We start from the raw sequence: 15,717 nt of genomic DNA on the forward strand, positions 1-15,717 counted from the left end.
TGTGCGATCAGTTGGCTGTCGGGGCCGCAGGGGGGAGCGGCCCCGACAGCGGCTTTATGGCTTCCAGATCACCTTCGCCACATCGGGTTTGGTGTTCACGATGCCGTACTTGACGAGCAGATCAGCGAACAACTGGATGGTTTCCTGTGAGACGTCCGGGCTGTAGAGCGAGAGCTGGGCTTTTTTCGCAGCGGCCGGATCGGTGCCGAGGGCCGCCGGCATGGCTTCGCGGATCAGACCATTGTTTTCGGTCAGGAAAGGCAGGGCCTCCTTCATGGCGTCCGTGAACCGCTTGACCTTGTCAGGATCACTTTGCACCAGTTTGCCACTGGAGATGGAGACCAGTTCGTTGGCGCCAAGGCCGGTGTCGTGAATGAAGTCACTGACGACCCGGCCGCCCTTGGCCACTACCTGTTGCATGAAGGGAGAGCCCGCCATGCCGGCGTCGATCTGGCCCGCTTCGATCTGGGCTGCAACCTCCGGGAAAGACAACTGGACGAACGTCACCTTCTTCGGGTCACCACCGTCCTTGGCTATTGCTTCCCGGATACCGATCTCGCCGATGCCTCCCAGCGCGTTGACGGAGACCTTTTTGCCTTCAAGGTCCCTGGCGGTCTTGATGGTGGACGAGGCGCCCACTACTACGGCGGTGGAGTCTTCCACGGTCTTGGGGTCGTTTTGGGTGACACCTTCGACGATGCGGACATCGAGCCCCTGGGTGGTGGCCGTCAGCGCCGTCACCGGGCTTGCCAGCATAAAATCCAGGTCGCCGGTTGCCAGCGCCGGAAGCTGTGCCGCGCTGCTGCCTGCTCCTACTACCAGTTGCAGGTCGATGCCATGCTTTTCGAAAAAGCCTTTGTCCTTGGCGACCTGGAATGCTGCCACGGTGTTGGACGGGAAGATCCCGTAGGTGACCTTGGTCAGCGCTCCGGAGTTGGTGTCTGCGGCGGCGGGGGCGCTGCCGTCAACAGATCCGGATGCGCAGCCGCTGAGTGCCAGGGCCAGGGCTACGACTCCGATGGCCGCTGTACGACTTTTCTTGATGTTCATTGATTCGCTCTCCTTTGAGTGAACGCTGCGTGGCCTTTGCCTGCGGTCTTTACCAACGGGTGGCAGCAACGGAATTTGAAGTGAATGTATTAGTGCGGATTACGGAGCCTGAATTCTTATGCGTTCTGTGGTTCCAAAGTGACCGCTGCCGCGCTGAAGACCTGCTTTAAGACGCCGTTCAGTTCCTGCGCGAGGCACTCGGCGGCCACCACATGGTCCGGCCTCACAACGATTGCTGAGAAGGACCTTTCATCAAACCAAGACTTCAAGACACCGCTTTCGTCGCCCACCACGCGGACTCCAGGTGCAGCTGCAGCTTTCGCCCACGGCAGCTGGGAGGCCGGCACCGCGTGAACCATCACGCCGCCGAGTCCGGTGAGCTTTTCCACCTCAACCTCAGCGATGAATGCCAGGGGGTCATTGTTCCAGACGACCACCCGCCAGCCCTGGCCCGTGGCGTCGTCGAGCAGGACCGACTGGCCGTTCTCATTTTGGACCGTCGGCTGTGGGAACAGGGTTCCCACCGCACGCGGTGCGTCTTCCCGGTCCGGCAAGGATTTCCAGGCGGGAAGGGCGGATGGGACCACTACGCCGTGATCGTACTTGGGCATCGGTTTGTAGCCCTGGCTGTTGAGCCGTGCGCGGGCCTTGGGGAGCCGATCTACTACCGCGGCGGCAATGTCCCGGACAGCCGTACGCAGCCTGTTGTGGTCCGTGACGAGATTTGCCATGTTCAGGGACAACGCGACCATGGCCTTCACATGTTCACGGCGCTCATCCTCGTAGGAATCCAGCAAGCTGTCATTCGCTTTGCCTTGGACCACGGCTGCAAGCTTCCAGCCCAAGTTCAACGCGTCCCGGATGCCGGAGTTCCACCCTTGGCCGGCCACGACCGGCATGACGTGGGCGGCATCGCCCGCCAGCAGGAAACGTCCCACCCGGAACTTCTCCGCGACGCGGGCGTGATGGGCATAGACCCGACGGCGGATGATGTCTAAGCTTGCTGGATCCGGAACGTGGGGAGCAAGGAGCGAGAAGACGAATGCATCGTCCTCGGCCACTTCTTCGGATTCACCTTCGAACAGCGTGAACTCCCAGCGGCGAATGCCGTGGGGCAGGCTCAGCGTGGCGTAGCCGCGGCTTGGGTCTCCCCCAAATACCGCGTGGGGTGTGCCGATGGGATCGTTGGCGACGTCGATCACCAGCCCGCGGGTCGACCGGGTTTCGCCTTCGAACGCCAAGCCAAGGTGCTGACGTGTCAACGACCGGCCACCGTCGCAACCCACAACGTAGCTGCCGGTAACCCGCTCCTCACCGGTGGGTGTGCTGACGGTGGCGGTGACGCCGTCGGAAGCTGACTCGAAAGCTTCAACGCGGCAACCGAAACGCACCTCCACATGCGGATAGCGTGCGAGGCCTTCGAGCAGGGCCTCGTCAACCAGGGGCTGGATAAAGCCGTTACGTCGGGGCCAGCCGAATTCACGCGTCGTTGGGTTGATTTCCGCCAGCACCTTGCGATCACCGTTGACGATGCGGATCTTCTGGTCCGGAACCGTGTGCGGCAGCACCTTGTCCACCAAACCGATGGTCTGCATGGTCCGGAGGGCCTCATCGTCAATTCCGACAGCGCGAGGGTAGTCGATAAGTTCATCGCGGCCTTCAAAGACCACAGTGCTTACGCCAAACTGGCCAAGGAGGTTGGCCAGGGTCAAACCGACCGGCCCGGCTCCAACGATAATGACGTCCTTGCGGTCGCTCATTCTGTGCCCCTCAGGGTCTTGATGGATTCCTGTGCCGCACGGCTAAGGAATACGAGGTCGATGCCGAGGCCGACGTAGTCGATGAGTTCCCGGTCAAGAAGGTCAGCTGCGTAGGCACCGGATCCCGAGTAGATGCCCAAGGTGACGTCGTGTTCCCTCGTCAAAGCTGCCAAGTGGATGATGGCTTCCCGGACCGGTCCGTCGTCCCAGTCTCCCCGGCCGGGAAGGCCGAAGGAAACTGCCAAGTCGGCCGGTCCGATGTAGATGGAATCCAGGCCGGGAGTGGTGACGATCTCTTCCGCGTTCTTCAAGCCCGCCACTGTTTCAATCTGGGCGATAGTGGACACTGCGTGGTTGCCGGCCTCCGGGTAGGACTCTCCCTTATATAATGCGGGTCTGCTGGGACCGAGGCTGCGGTTGCCCACGCCGGGGTACTTGGTAGCTTCCACCAGCATTCGCGCTTGTGCGCCCGACTCGATGGTGGGGGCGATGATTCCGCGTGCGCCACTGTCCAGTAGACGAAGGATGGATGCCGGATCGAGGCTTCCCACCCGGGCATAGGTGTAGGCGGACTCGCGGGGTGCGGCCCGCAGCATGGTGCAGGCTGCTTCGAGTCCCACTTCGCCGTGCTGCAGGTCGACCACTACGCCGTCGTATCCGGCTGCAAGCGCCCACTCCGTGACGGAGAGGGAGGGAATGGCTTGGTGCAACAGGGCGGGCGGCTGGCCGCCGCGGCTTTCCCACTTCATTTGGCGGTGCTTTCCGTCAGGCGCTTGGCGTGGGCGGCAGCGTTCATTCCGCCGAAGATGGGGTTGATCTCGCGTCGCGCGATCTTCCACTCGCCGTCTACCTCGCGGTAGACCTCCCGGAATTCACCTACGCTGGCAGGCATGAGTGGGTTCTCCGAGGAGTCCCGGAAAGTCAGGTACTGCGTCCAGCCGCGGAGTTCCTCGCCGACCCATTCCAAGCGGATGCCGCCGATAAGGTGGCGACCCACAACTCCCGTGACTTTGGCGCGACTTTCGCCCCAGGCCCTGATGGCGTCACGGCCATCCATGTCCCCCAGGGGACCGGTGGATACAGCGTCTTCTGTGTAGAGCTCCCAGGTCGTGTCCGCCTTGCCGTGATCGAGGCGCCACAGCAATTCCGCGACGAGTGCCTCGATCGCCACCCGGGTTTCGATTGTCACCTTACGCATCGACGGCCTCCGTCAGGTGTGCGACGACGTCTCCGAACCCGTGGGAGTACTTGGCCGTGTACGTAATGTGGGGATCCCAGTCCACGATCAGGCCGATGGATCCGGAGAGCAGGATCTCTCCCGCGCGAAGGGGTTTGCCGATCCTCAACGAGGTTTCCGCCAACCACTGGACGGCGTTGATGGGATCACCCATGACGTTGCCTCCGACGCCGCGCGTCAGTTCTTCGTTGCCGCGGTAGAGGACCATCTCCACTTGTTTGAGGTCGACTTCGCCGTAGGGGACGCGGACAGATCCTGTGACGATTCCCTCGCACGCGGCGTTATCGGCGATCGTGTCAACGATGCCCATCTTGTAGCTGTGATAGCGGTTATCCACCAGTTCCATTGCAGGCGTTACATAGTCGATGGCCGCTTCCACTGATGCCAGGTCCGAATCCAGGATGTCTGATTTCAGGACGAAAGCCAGCTCGGCTTCGATCTTGGGGTGGAAGTACGCTGACGACGGCCGTTCAACCGGGGACTCAAAGACCATGTTGTCGAGAATGATGCCGTAGTCCGGCTCGTCCACGCCGGCACGCTCCTGGACCACAGGATTGGTCAGGCCAACCTTCCGGCCAACACGACGGCGGCCTTCCGCGGCTTCGCGCTGCTGGGTGACGAGTTCGGAGATGCGGTAGGCGGCGTCCTTGTCCTTCTCCGGCAGCCGGTGGCGAACGAATTCGATAGGGGTGCGCGTTGTACGCGCTTTGTAGAGATCGTCAGCGATCTCCGTAATGATGTCCGGCATCTTCATCACGCCTTTCTGCTGAGGAAGTCGAGTGCTTTTTCGTTGAATGTCGTGGGATCCTCCCACTGCGGCCAATGGGCGGCGTTGCGGATCAGCGCGAATTCGCCGTCAGGAATTGCCGCCGCCAGGGTCTCGCCTGTTGCCACACCGCCGGTCGGTTCATGGTCCGTCCACACGAGCAGGGCCGGCACCGGGATGGCAGCATAGTCTTCCTTGGTCACTTGGTTCCGTGCGCGGATGTCCGGAACCTGGAGCGCCATGATGTGCTCCATGGAGGTGATGAAGCCCGGCCGGCCGTAGACGGCACGGCGTACTTCCACCAGCTCGTCCGTAATCTGTTCAGGATTGTGGATGACGACTTGTAGCCGCGCCTTGACGTTCTCGTAGCTGGGATCCTCCACGGCCTTGCGGCTAACTGGGCTGACGCGGTCCATGGACGTAGGGCCCATCATGCGGCCGCCGGGAGCGCTTAGGACAATGGTGTGCAGGCGCTCGGGGTGGCGGGCGGCGAACTTGATGGCGATCCACCCACCGAGGGACTCGCCCAGGAGGTGGACCTTGTCCAGGCCGAGCACATCCAGGAGCTCCAGGAGATGTGCCTCGTAATCCGGGATTTCCAGGTCGGCATCAGCCAACGTGGAAAAGCCATGCCCGGGGTAGTCGTAACCGATGACCTTGTAATTCTGGGCCAGCGCCCGGAGGTTGTGGGTCCATGCTTCAATGTGCCCGCTGGTGCCGTTGAGGAGGACCAAGGTCTGTTCGCCGGCGCCCACTGTGAGAACCCGTGTGCGCCATGGTCCTACTTGGACATACTCAAGGGTGTGGGGAAGATCGGCGATCTCGCCCCACATGGTTACCTGGGTCATGCGTTCTGGGGAAGAGCAGCTGTGATGCCGAAGCCGGCGCCCCAGGTCTTAACCGGCCAGTAGCGGTCCACGACCATGCTGTAGTCCCCCGCCGTCGACAATGCGCTGAAGGCCGCGATCCAGGAACGCATCTCATGCGCCGCGCTTCCGCCTTCGGCGATGAACTCATCATTGTCCCAGCAATCCACGTCGCTCAGGGAACCAGAACGGAACACCTTCATCAGCTTCTGGTCCCATTCCTCATTAAGGGGCGCGCTGGATGCCCGACCGTCCGCAATGGCCTGGATGCCCTCAATGATCTTTCCTTCGCGGGCTGCACGGTCTTCTTTCGACGGGGCATAAGAGACCAATCGCTGCTGCACAGGTTCGGGCGCGCCGTCGTACTCGGGAATCGGCGGGTTGTGGGAGAGCCCGCCCGAGGCCACCAGGAGAACGCGCTTGTCCAGTTGCTGGGCAGCGCGACCCAACGCCTCACCCATCAGACGGATCCGGGCCATGGGGGTAAGGGGCTTTCCGATGGCGTTCACGAATACGGGAACGAATGGGTTGGTGAAGCCCGAGCCAAACAGGAATTCGAGCGGCTGCATGACGCCGTGGTCAACTTCGAGGCGCTCGGAGCGGGCGATGTCTATTCCCTGGGCGATGGTGAGCGCGTGCAGTTCCCGAGCAGTCCGGGAATCGACAGGAAGGGGCCCTTCGCCGGTTCCGTAGTCACCAACGCCCACGGCCTGCGCACCAATGGCGAACGGCGGCATCATCGAATAGAGCACGCCGTTGAAGTGGTCCGGGCCGAAGATGACGGTGACGTCCGGGTCGAAGTCCTCAACGAATGAGCGGACTTCTCCCAGGGCCTCGTTAATTTCCGCGAAAATCGTTCCGCCTGGATCGACGTTTCCAAATGATGGCGCGTGTGACAACGCGGCAAGTGCAAGCGACATTGCTTTCCCTCTCAGTGATCCCGACCACACCAGGTCGTTCCCTAGAGTGTAGATTCTAGATTCGTCATTTTGCAATAGCTCATGCCGAGGTGCGCAGGGCTAGCACGCGGCCCATTAAGCCGCTCATTCCTTGAACGGTTTTGTAGGGTTGGCGATGCTTGGCGCGACCTTGGACCCCATCGGCACAAAGCTCCGGATCATCGGGCTTACAAGGCAGGCCACAATCAGGTATATGGATAATGCCTACTTGCCGCTGAAGACCTTGCAGCTGGTTGCCTCCGGCCAGGCAGCAGGAGGCACACCAATAGAAAGCCGGCTTTCAGCGCTGGATTCAAAGACCGCTAGCGTAGTGGGTTCTCCAAGCGGACTCCGGCAAGCTTGACCTCGCGCAGGTGCCGCAGCCGCCGGCACTCCAGCAACCCGCTTTCGGGGTCCTACAACGTCTCTCCAGGCTACGAAGCCGAAGCGGAAGCGCTGCGGGGGGTGAAGAATTGGGCACTAAAGGCACCGGGCGGGCAATAGGCCGCTGGGCCTAGGAGATTAACAAGTTGGTCGAACAGTACTCCGACCTCATCAGTGCTGCTACTGCAGGGAGTCCTCCATCAGCGAGGCCGTGCAGATGTGGAAGCCGCCGTCCAACCGGGGCAGCTTAGGAGCTCGCGGCCGGGCCCGCAGAAGAAGGGGACAAACTTCAAGGGAGGGATACCGAGACCAAAGATGACGGCCAGTTACAACAACAGTTTCCCGGGATCACGCCCCTGGTGAGACCACAATGGATATGCAGAGCGACCCGGCGCTGGCGTCGACGGCGCCCCAAAGGCGAGCCCCGGCGTCGTCCTGCGTGACAAGAACTTACACGGAATGTGCCCTGAGACTGGTTCCATTCATTGACCCAACTGCTGGCCTAGCCTCGTCCCGAGGAGCTACTGCTGGTTGAGGGGCCGGGACTGACGAGGTGCCGTGACCCGTTGCACTGAGCACGCTATCTAGCCAGCTGACGCGATTAGCAAACCGCTTTGCCTTGCGCGGATCCGTCCACCGGTAGCAGTCGTACTCCCGATTGATTCCTAGCCGCCTTCGGTATGTTAGGGCAGTGAAAGTGTGAACGAGCCACGGGGTTCCAGAGCGGTCCGTGACCACGAGGTCCGGCCCTTGATGGAGCGCCTGGAGGTCTTCGACCCGCAGCCCCGCTTCTTTGAAGAGTTCTTCAAGTGCCTGCTGTTCCGGTGTCGCCCCTGCGCTCAGAAACCCTGTGATACATTGCCAAAGACCGGGGTCGTGGCTAGAGCGGCCGCTTCTTCTAAACAAGGCGATCCTGCCCCGCCACTGGATGACAGCGGCGACGACTATGTGATTCAGAGGAATGTCCGGTGCAACGCCAGTGGGAGTGCTGGTGCCAAAGGCAGTATTGACTGCGCCCAAGTTTCTCTCCTTAATTAAAAGTGCTCTCGAGGCCAGGCATACTCGCACTTGGGCATGATCCGCTGCGCCCGGTTACTAAACCGGCACCCAAAGCGAGGAGAGTTGCACCCGCTCCGCCCGTTAGCGCCACTCGACGAATAGCCGACTCGTACGCCGTAACTTCAGAGAGGTGAAGTGGCGAACTCATAGGTAGTTCTCCAGGGAACTAGATGGCGCCCGCAAACTCTTCTCTGTCACGCCTCGGGGTCTGCTTCATACCAACCCAGCCAGGCGGATGAGGTCAATTTGATGGTGGGTGCCGCCAGTTCGGCTTCCCACAGGGCGAGATCCTGCTTGTCTCTGAGGTGGGACAGCAGTCTCAGGTAATGCGCCAGAACACTCATCGCTATTTCCCTTCCAAGTGGAGTTGAGCGGCCGATCCGGCTCCGCATCGGCGATGCGGCGGGGATTCGACAGCGGGACATTCGGCATAATCAGATTTCACGGCTGGTCCACTGGGTTTGCGGCCACACGAAATCGTCGAGGCGTTGGATGGGCCAGGAGAAGTAACCACGTACATGCAGGTCAGACGCATGAAGGTTCAGACGGGAACTTGTCGGTGGCTCTCTAGGACAGTCGTCCTGACAAGGGCACAGCCGACTCGACCGCCGCGTCCGGGGCCTCCGCTCCGACCTCACGATAGCGCCGGGGCCAAACCCCCTGCTTTCCGGGCGCCAGAATACCGTTGGGATCCAACGCATCCTTTAGTGTCTCTTGGAGGCGACGAATGGCGTTGTTGTTGTAGTCGAAGCCGTCAGCGATGACGTCCATGTAGTCGACATGGCTGCGGTAGGGCGCGTACCCGTGGCTGCGGGCCGCGGCAAGCAGCGCCGAGTAGAGAGCCCTGGCGCGAGCCAGCTGTTCCTGGTTGTCGTTTTCAAAGAAAATCATGGTCACGTGCACCATGTGGCGCGGGTAGAGGTGGTAGCCGATGTACAGGTCGAAGCCGAACCGGCGGTAAAGCTCTTTAGCTTCCCGATAGAACGCCCACACTTCCTCCCCTCGGGCGGGAATGATGGGGGCAGCGTCGATATGCCCACCGTTTTCGGCCGCCCATGCCACTGTGGACAAGGGCTTCAGGGTGGGCACGCCGGCCATTTGCGTGCGGTCCATGTCAGCAATATCTTCGTAGGCGACCTGTACGCCATCCACACCTTCATAGAGCCTGGCTTTGACGGTAAACCCTTCAAGCCCGGCGAATCGTTCCCGAATGATCTCAAGCCTGCGTTGGGCGAGTCCCTTGTCGCCGTAGATCGCGAACTTTGCGTTCCACTGGCCAATGCCCATCTCTTGGCGCATTTCCTCCAGACGGTCGTCCGGTATGGATCCCTCCCCCTCGTACCAGCGTGACCGCGGACCGTTCATGGTGGCTGCCCGAACCACGTTGCCGCAGAGGGCGTTGTTCTGAATGACGTCCTCGCGCCGGAGCTGGGTAAGGATGTCCACCAGCTTTGGCATGTCCTCCTCGCGCTCCACCACAACGTCGCCATTGATGTACACGTCCGGCCAGGGCATCAGCCAAAGACCAATCTTGGTCACTACGCCGAGATTGGATTGGGTGAAGATACCGTCCAGAGTGGGGCCAAATCCGCCTTTGAAGATGGGCCCAAGTTCCGTACCCTCCATGGCCCACATTCCTGTACGCACCAGCTCACCGTCAGGCAGGACCACCTCCATGCCACAAATGGACTGCACATGGTCCCCCATCGGCGTCATGCCGTAGCCCCGGTCCAGCGCATTTCCCATAATGGAACCCCAGCCCAGGGCAGGAACGGACATCCACAGCTTCAAACCCTTCTCCTGGATGTGTTCGAAGAGATCAAAGAACGTGACGCCCGGCTCAATGACGGCATAATTCAAGTGATCATTGACCTCGAGGATGTTGTTAAGGCGGCTCAGATCCAACGCCACCATGCCGCGGGCGCGCGGTTCCGGCCCTCCGTAGCCCAGGTTCTTACCCTTGGAGAAAGACCACAGCGGAACACCAGTGCTGTTGGCGAGACGGACGAGCGCTTGGACCTCCTCCACACTGCCGGGACGAACGCCCGGCCACTTCGCCCGCCCGGAGTTCAGGGGGTAGGGATCGATATAGCCCTCCTGGGGCGTGGGGCGGACAACGTTGCCTTTGCCGATAATGGCTTCCGCCTCGTCGAGGAATGCGGCTTGGGCATCCATAAAGATCACATCACTTTCGGTGAAGGTGCCGCGGGTGCGGCAACGAATTGGGTCGCCTCGGTCTAAGGCGTTTCTTTCATCATGGCAAGCCGAATTCATCAAGTAAATGCCATGTTTTTGCTCATGCTCATCAGTAGAATTGACAATATGAATATCAGCCTGCACCCGTCGATCACGCTGCGCCAAGTCCTGCACTTTGTGGTCGCCGCGGAAACCGGGACCATGAGCGAGGCGGCCCGCAGACTGCACATGGCACCGTCAGCCATCTCCATGTCCATCGCCGAACTCGAGCGAATTGTCGGGGCGCAGTTGTGCATCAAGCGCAAATCCAAGGGCCTAACACTTACCTCCACCGGCATTGTGGTGTTCAGGCAGGCGCGCCAACTGCTTGACCTCGCCGACGACATAACGTCCTTGTCGAAGAGCGACCGTACAGACATCCGTGGCCCGTTGATCGTGGGGTGCTTCATGTCGCTGGCGCCCACCATCATTCCCCAGATGCTGGCCGATTTTGCGGATCAATGCCCGCACGTGGAGGTCGACTTCATCGAGGGGTATCACGAGGACCTTCAGGAACGCCTGCTCAACGGCTCCATCGACGCCGCCTTCGTCTATGACATGGACATCTCCCCTGCCCTGAAGACGGCGCCGTTGCTCTCGGTGGAACCTTATATCCTGCTCCCACAGGATCATTCCCTGCGCGAGGCCGAGGTGGTTTCGCTTCGGGATCTGGCCGCCAGCCCACTCATTTTCTTCGACGCCCCGCCCATCTCTACCCGCATCCTGGACATGTACCGCGACGCCGGACTTACTCCGAACATCCGGCACCGGTCACGCAGCTATGCCACGGTCAGATCCCTCGTTGCTGCGGGCCGCGGGGTTGCGGTGCTCTTCCAGCGGCCCATGCTCGACGCGCCTTACGAGGAACTGAAAGTTGTCCTGAAGCGTGTTGTGGCACCCCGCGTCGACACCCGCCCACCGGCCACCGTTTCGCTGGCCTGGACGCGGAGCATGCGCTTGAACGCCCGAGCCCAGGCATGGGTGGATGTGGCCGTCGAACGATTTGGCTCCGCGGGCACGGCGCCGAGCGGCCCTGGACTGGCGGGGGTGGTGGTTTAAGCCGAAGGGCGGGTCAGTCCAAGGTTGTCGCGTAGAGTGCTGCCCTCGTACTCACTGCGAAAGTAGCCACGATCCTGCAGCTCCGGCACCAGCTTGTCGCAGATCAGCTTGAAGCCTCCGGGGTTGAAGGGAGCGTTGAGGTTGAAACCGTCACAGGCCTTCGATTCGAACCAGTCCACCATGCGGTCGGCAACTTGCGAGGGAGTCCCGGCCATCCATTGATGTCCGGTGGACCGGGCAAGGTCCACGATCAGCTCGCGCAACGTCATGCCCATGTCCACGCTCTTCTTCCGGTAGATCTGGTAGCGGCTCCCCAGTCTGGGGTCGTCGGAAAACCACTCGGCCGGGATCTTCTCATCGAAGTCCAACTCCGACAGATCCATCTTCAGGTCAGCACCCACCTGCTTGCGGCCGTTACCGAGGTGCACGTAGCTGGCCAACTCGTCGGCAAGGTCCTGCGCCTCCTTCTCGGTGTCGCCGAGAATGGGCAGGATGCCCGGAATGATTTTGACGTCGTCGGGGTTCCGACCCTTTTCCGCCACCATGTTCTTGAACTTGGTGTAAAACTCGATGGACGGTTCCTTGAACGGCTGGGCGGTGTAAATCCCGTCCGCCACTGAGGAGCCCAGGTCCATGCCGGGCCCTGAGGATCCCGCCTGGACCAGCACGGGGCGCCCCTGCGGCGACCGCGGCATGTTGATGGGCCCTTCGACTTGAAAGAACTCGCCCTTGTGCCGGATGGCCTTGAGCTTGGTTCGGTCCACGTATTCGCCGGATTCCCGGTCCACGATGATGGCGTCATCGGACCAGCTGTCCCAGAGGCGCTGCACCACGTCCACGAATTCGGTGGCCCGCCGGTAGCGCACCGCCGGGTCCGGAACGTCCTCCACCCCATAATTGCTGAACCCATCCGAGGACGTCACGATATTCCAGCCGGCCCTGCCGTTGGACATGTGGTCAAGGCCGCACAGCTGCCGGGCCAGGTTGTACGGCTCGCAGAAGGACGTGGACATGGTGCCGATCAGGCCGATGTTCTTCGTCCGAGCCGCCAGCGCGGCAAGTACCGTCATCGGTTCGTAGAACCCGTTCATCTTGATGTCGCCCCGCATGACCGTGTTGGCGTGGACGATGTCACCGAAGAAGACGGCATCAAGTTTGGCGGCCTCAGCCATCGCGGTCAGATCTGCCACGAATTCCAGGTTGCCCAGCTCTTCAGCCCGGCTTCCCTCCATTCGCCAGCTGTCCTTGTGGTATCCCGCCGGCAGCATGAAGGTGGTGAGCACCATGTGATTCTTAGGCTTCATTGCCCGGTTCCTTTCGTGAGTGGGCGCCGATCCAGGCGCCTTTCTGCCTTCAGCATGGCAGTCGTCTGTTCTCCCGTAAATGCAGAAGTTTCAGCACAATAATTTCAATAAAGCTGACAATGGGGGTTAGGTGGGCATGAACCACAACGACGAAAGCCTCATGTGCCCCCCCGCTTCGGTATCTGCCCGTGGGGGAAGGCTTATACGGCGTCGAGCTTGACGCGTGAGCCTTCAGCCGTCAGGCGCACTGCTATGAGGCCCGCAACCAGGATGGCGATCCAGAACACCGCCACCATCCATATTCCGCCACCGGCTGCCAGAACGAGGCCCGTGGCGATCATGGGCGTAAAGCCCGCCCCGATCATCGAGGCTCCCTGGTAGGACAGGGATGCTCCCGTATAGCGAACCCCGGTGGGGAACTGCTCGGAGATGTAGGCGCCGATGGGACCCGCCAGCGCCCCCTGAACCAGTCCGTTGCCAATCACCACTGCCGCCGCAAAGCCCCACAAGGTCCCGTTCGTGAGCAGCATGATCAGGGGAAAGGCGAGGACGATGGCCCCGATGCCCGCGCCGGTAAGGACGGCGCGCCGCCCGATCCGGTCACTGAGGCGGGCGCTGTAGAAGCAGACTGCCACCGTCACCACGGCGGCGATTCCTTTCCAGTTCAGGACTCCGGATCGATCAACGCCACTTCCTACAGCCATGGAGACTCCCCATACGGTCAGCAGTCCCTGGCAGGCGTAGAATCCGAGCGTTGCCACAAGTGTCACCACAACGATACGCGGATACTTGCGGAGTACCTCAAGCAGGGGCGGGTGCTTAACTTTGGCGGATTCGGCGTCGAGCTGCTGGAAGACCGGTGTCTCGGCCACCCGAAGACGGATGATCATGCCGATCAGGATCAGGAGGGCGCTGAGGAGAAAGGGTATCCGCCAGCCCCACACCAGGAACTGGTCCCCGGTCAGGGCGGAAACGGCGGAGACCACTAGCGTGGCCAGCAGCCCACCGGCCGGTCCGCCGGCGTTGGCGAATGCTGCGGCGAGACCGCGCTTTTTCGTGGGCGCGTGCTCCAAGGCCATCAAGGTAGCGCCTCCCCACTCCCCACCAACTGAAATTCCTTGGATGACGCGCAGGAGGACCAGTATGACAGGCGCCGCAGCGCCGACCTGCGCCGGGGTAGGCAGAAGCCCGATTAAAACGGTCGCACCGCCCATCATGAGCATCGACAGCACCAGCATCTTTTTCCGGCCGATGCGATCGCCGAAGTGTCCGAACACGATGCCGCCAAGAGGACGGGCGACATATCCGGCTGCAAGGGTCGCGAAGGAGGCAAAAAGCGAGAGCCCGGGGCCGAGGTTGGCGAAGAATACCCGGTCAAACACCAGGGAGGCAGCCGTCGCGTACAGGATGAAGTCGTAGTACTCGATGATGCTGCCGATGAGACTGGAGCCCAGGATGCGGCGCATGTCTTTGGTGTTTAACGACTCAACCGGAGACTGGATGCTGCTCGATGACAGGTCGGCCGGCTTCTGGCTTCTCTCGTGAGCGGTTTTCGGTTTCAACATGATCTCTTTTCGAAAGCTGTGAGAGTTCGGTGACCGACGATGACATTGATCTATCGCGAAGCAACCCCTCCATGCGCTCTTTTAAGCATGACGGAGATCACAGCAGATGACCAATCAATAAGGCATAACCGTGGTCAAAGTATTTAATCCTGGCTGACTGGTTGCCAGGATGGAAGGAGGCGCCCGCCGCCCCTACCCCCGTGAAGGTGCAGCCTACCTGTGGAGATTACTGAGGAAGCGGGGATCTACCGGGGCAAGCCCGAACTTGCGGAATTCCATGGGGCGGTAGGCGCTCCACATGTTGTACCAATTCTCGTCCTCCCCCCAGACGACGGGAGGGCGGGAGTCGTCGTAAATCTGTTCCAGATCCGTATAAAGCTCTACAACGGCTCCCGAGGTCTCCACATAGTACGCGGCTATGTTGTGGCCCGCGCCGTGCCGCACCGGGCCCCAGATGAGTTCGCGGCCCAGCTTGTTCAGCCGGTCACCAAGTTTTCCGAGATCTGCGATGCTCTGCGTCTGCCAAGCGTGGTGGTGCAGAGTTCCCTCGCCTCGGACCAGCGCTATGCCGTGATGGTCAGGGTTGCACCGCATGAAGTAGGCAAAGTCGTCACCGATGACATCAGAAAGACGGAAATCCAGCACCCTGTGCAGGAATCGCATCATGCCGCCCACGTCACGGGGGTGGAAGTTGAAGTGTCCGTACCGGTCTGGACCGAAGGACTGCTGGATGGCGCTGTTTTCCTGCATGCCTACATAAATTTCGAAAACGACGCCCTCGGGTCCTATGAAGGAAAAACCGTCCTCGATGCCAGCACCGCGGGGCTTGTTGCTAACGATCGTCAGGTTCTCGTTCTCCACACGCCGCCGGATTTCCCGCAGCGCGTCGCCATTGGCCGCGACGAGGCCGAAACCATCGACCCCATTGACCTCGGACTCGACATAGACCAGTTCGTGGTGCACGTTGGCGGCCGCGAGGTATACGGCATCAGCGGTCCGTTCCGTTTCACGGAGTCCAAGGATCTGAGTCGCATCAAATACCGAGTTAGCCAGGTCCGTCGTCTGAATGCTTACGTGCCCCATGGCGCTTATCAATCCCCAAGACATCCTTGTCTCCTTACTCCTTGGTGGCTTCAGCGGGCATGTGACCGCCGCTACATGTCGATAAACAGTATCGCAGCCAGAATCGATTATCCAGCTATAAAGCACAAGGGAACCGATTATGCAGTTCAGGTTGACTTAACTATTCGTTTGAGGCACTATTCGTATACGATTTCGTACCTGATGAGGAGAAGGCTTTGGAGCAGGTCAACGGCGACACCCTGGCAGCAGCGCGCAAGGTGATCGCGGTACACATCAACTACCCCAGCCGGGCGGCCCAGCGCGGCCGCACCCCGGCCCAGCCGTCCTACTTCCTCAAGCCTTCCAGCTCGTTGGCAATCAGCGGAAGCCCCGTTGAGCGGCCGGCCGGCTGCGAACTCCTCGGCTACGAGG

Annotated in this window: 15 protein-coding genes; 2 read left to right on the forward strand and 13 right to left on the reverse strand. The window is 61.0% G+C overall.

Annotation, left to right across the window (positions count from 1 at the left end; translation table 11 throughout):
- Nucleotides 1–54: 54 nt before the first annotated feature.
- From K4G53_RS11080 to K4G53_RS11125, 10 genes are all read right to left on the reverse strand, one after another.
- Nucleotides 55–1,050 carry an ABC transporter substrate-binding protein gene (locus K4G53_RS11080; RefSeq protein ID WP_221385765.1) on the reverse strand — a complete coding sequence of 332 codons (996 nt, stop codon included), beginning with the start codon at nucleotides 1,048–1,050 and terminating at the stop codon, nucleotides 55–57.
- Nucleotides 1,051–1,166: 116 nt separating this feature from the next.
- Nucleotides 1,167–2,810, reverse strand: coding sequence for a bifunctional 3-(3-hydroxy-phenyl)propionate/3-hydroxycinnamic acid hydroxylase (locus tag K4G53_RS11085; protein WP_221385766.1), 1,644 nt, complete (start codon nucleotides 2,808–2,810; stop codon nucleotides 1,167–1,169).
- Complete coding sequence (locus tag K4G53_RS11090) at nucleotides 2,807–3,559, reverse strand: HpcH/HpaI aldolase/citrate lyase family protein (RefSeq protein ID WP_221385767.1); 753 nt, start codon at nucleotides 3,557–3,559, stop codon at nucleotides 2,807–2,809. The genes K4G53_RS11085 and K4G53_RS11090 overlap by 4 nt, the downstream gene beginning before the upstream one ends.
- Nucleotides 3,556–4,008 carry a nuclear transport factor 2 family protein gene (locus K4G53_RS11095; RefSeq protein WP_221385768.1) on the reverse strand — a complete coding sequence of 151 codons (453 nt, stop codon included), beginning with the start codon at nucleotides 4,006–4,008 and terminating at the stop codon, nucleotides 3,556–3,558. Before K4G53_RS11095 ends, K4G53_RS11090 begins: the two co-directional genes overlap by 4 nt.
- Nucleotides 4,001–4,801 (reverse strand): 2-keto-4-pentenoate hydratase, encoded by an 801-nt coding sequence (locus tag K4G53_RS11100; protein WP_221385769.1) that lies wholly within the window; start codon nucleotides 4,799–4,801, stop codon nucleotides 4,001–4,003. The genes K4G53_RS11095 and K4G53_RS11100 overlap by 8 nt, the downstream gene beginning before the upstream one ends.
- Complete coding sequence (locus tag K4G53_RS11105) at nucleotides 4,801–5,661, reverse strand: alpha/beta fold hydrolase (protein WP_221385770.1); 861 nt, start codon at nucleotides 5,659–5,661, stop codon at nucleotides 4,801–4,803. The genes K4G53_RS11100 and K4G53_RS11105 overlap by 1 nt, the downstream gene beginning before the upstream one ends.
- Entirely contained in the window at nucleotides 5,658–6,599 is a 942-nt protein-coding gene (locus K4G53_RS11110; RefSeq protein ID WP_221385771.1) for a 3-carboxyethylcatechol 2,3-dioxygenase, read from the reverse strand. Before K4G53_RS11110 ends, K4G53_RS11105 begins: the two co-directional genes overlap by 4 nt.
- Nucleotides 6,600–7,451: 852 nt before the next feature.
- A complete protein-coding gene (locus tag K4G53_RS21530; RefSeq protein WP_374226161.1) occupies nucleotides 7,452–8,069 on the reverse strand; it encodes an NUDIX domain-containing protein in 618 nt (205 codons plus the stop codon).
- A gap of 185 nt (nucleotides 8,070–8,254) precedes the next feature.
- Nucleotides 8,255–8,404 carry a hypothetical protein gene (locus tag K4G53_RS11120; protein WP_221385784.1) on the reverse strand — a complete coding sequence of 50 codons (150 nt, stop codon included), beginning with the start codon at nucleotides 8,402–8,404 and terminating at the stop codon, nucleotides 8,255–8,257.
- Nucleotides 8,405–8,627: 223 nt separating this feature from the next.
- The gene (locus K4G53_RS11125) at nucleotides 8,628–10,421 is read right to left on the reverse strand and encodes an FAD-binding protein (RefSeq protein WP_221385773.1); all 1,794 of its coding nucleotides are present in this window, start codon (nucleotides 10,419–10,421) and stop codon (nucleotides 8,628–8,630) included.
- Between K4G53_RS11125 and K4G53_RS11130 the strand changes: the two genes are divergently transcribed.
- Nucleotides 10,383–11,354, forward strand: coding sequence for a LysR family transcriptional regulator (locus tag K4G53_RS11130; RefSeq protein WP_221385774.1), 972 nt, complete (start codon nucleotides 10,383–10,385; stop codon nucleotides 11,352–11,354). The two genes, K4G53_RS11125 and K4G53_RS11130, sit on opposite strands and share 39 nt — an antisense overlap.
- On the opposite strand, the gene K4G53_RS11135 is transcribed toward K4G53_RS11130, so the two are convergent.
- The 3 genes from K4G53_RS11135 to K4G53_RS11145 form a co-directional block, all read right to left on the reverse strand.
- Complete coding sequence (locus K4G53_RS11135) at nucleotides 11,351–12,658, reverse strand: LLM class flavin-dependent oxidoreductase (protein ID WP_221385775.1); 1,308 nt, start codon at nucleotides 12,656–12,658, stop codon at nucleotides 11,351–11,353. The two genes, K4G53_RS11130 and K4G53_RS11135, sit on opposite strands and share 4 nt — an antisense overlap.
- A 200-nt stretch (nucleotides 12,659–12,858) precedes the next feature.
- Nucleotides 12,859–14,124 carry an MFS transporter gene (locus K4G53_RS11140; RefSeq protein ID WP_260323515.1) on the reverse strand — a complete coding sequence of 422 codons (1,266 nt, stop codon included), beginning with the start codon at nucleotides 14,122–14,124 and terminating at the stop codon, nucleotides 12,859–12,861.
- A 312-nt stretch (nucleotides 14,125–14,436) separates the two neighbouring features.
- Nucleotides 14,437–15,330, reverse strand: coding sequence for a VOC family protein (locus tag K4G53_RS11145; RefSeq protein ID WP_221385777.1), 894 nt, complete (start codon nucleotides 15,328–15,330; stop codon nucleotides 14,437–14,439).
- Between the two features lie 191 nt (nucleotides 15,331–15,521).
- On the opposite strand from K4G53_RS11145, the gene K4G53_RS11150 reads away from it, so the two are divergent.
- Nucleotides 15,522–15,717, forward strand: a 196-nt coding sequence (locus K4G53_RS11150) for a fumarylacetoacetate hydrolase family protein (RefSeq protein ID WP_221383728.1), incomplete at its 3' end; no start/stop codon positions are given.

This window comes from Arthrobacter sp. MAHUQ-56 (assembly GCF_019710585.1).
GTDB lineage: Bacteria > Actinomycetota > Actinomycetes > Actinomycetales > Micrococcaceae > Arthrobacter.

What these genes read in the sequence shown, in the direction of transcription:
- K4G53_RS11080 (WP_221385765.1), bottom strand. Translation starts at nt 1,050, where the DNA reads ATGAACATCAAGAAAAGTCGTACAGCGGCCATCGGAGTCGTAGCCCTG.
- K4G53_RS11085 (WP_221385766.1), bottom strand. Translation starts at nt 2,810, where the DNA reads ATGAGCGACCGCAAGGACGTCATTATCGTTGGAGCCGGGCCGGTCGGT.
- K4G53_RS11090 (WP_221385767.1), bottom strand. Translation starts at nt 3,559, where the DNA reads ATGAAGTGGGAAAGCCGCGGCGGCCAGCCGCCCGCCCTGTTGCACCAA.
- K4G53_RS11095 (WP_221385768.1), bottom strand. Translation starts at nt 4,008, where the DNA reads ATGCGTAAGGTGACAATCGAAACCCGGGTGGCGATCGAGGCACTCGTC.
- K4G53_RS11100 (WP_221385769.1), bottom strand. Translation starts at nt 4,801, where the DNA reads ATGAAGATGCCGGACATCATTACGGAGATCGCTGACGATCTCTACAAA.
- K4G53_RS11105 (WP_221385770.1), bottom strand. Translation starts at nt 5,661, where the DNA reads ATGACCCAGGTAACCATGTGGGGCGAGATCGCCGATCTTCCCCACACC.
- K4G53_RS11110 (WP_221385771.1), bottom strand. Translation starts at nt 6,599, where the DNA reads ATGTCGCTTGCACTTGCCGCGTTGTCACACGCGCCATCATTTGGAAAC.
- K4G53_RS11120 (WP_221385784.1), bottom strand. Translation starts at nt 8,404, where the DNA reads ATGAGTGTTCTGGCGCATTACCTGAGACTGCTGTCCCACCTCAGAGAC.
- K4G53_RS11130 (WP_221385774.1), top strand. Translation starts at nt 10,383, where the DNA reads ATGAATATCAGCCTGCACCCGTCGATCACGCTGCGCCAAGTCCTGCAC.
- K4G53_RS11135 (WP_221385775.1), bottom strand. Translation starts at nt 12,658, where the DNA reads ATGAAGCCTAAGAATCACATGGTGCTCACCACCTTCATGCTGCCGGCG.
- K4G53_RS11140 (WP_260323515.1), bottom strand. Translation starts at nt 14,124, where the DNA reads ATGCGCCGCATCCTGGGCTCCAGTCTCATCGGCAGCATCATCGAGTAC.
- K4G53_RS11145 (WP_221385777.1), bottom strand. Translation starts at nt 15,330, where the DNA reads ATGTCTTGGGGATTGATAAGCGCCATGGGGCACGTAAGCATTCAGACG.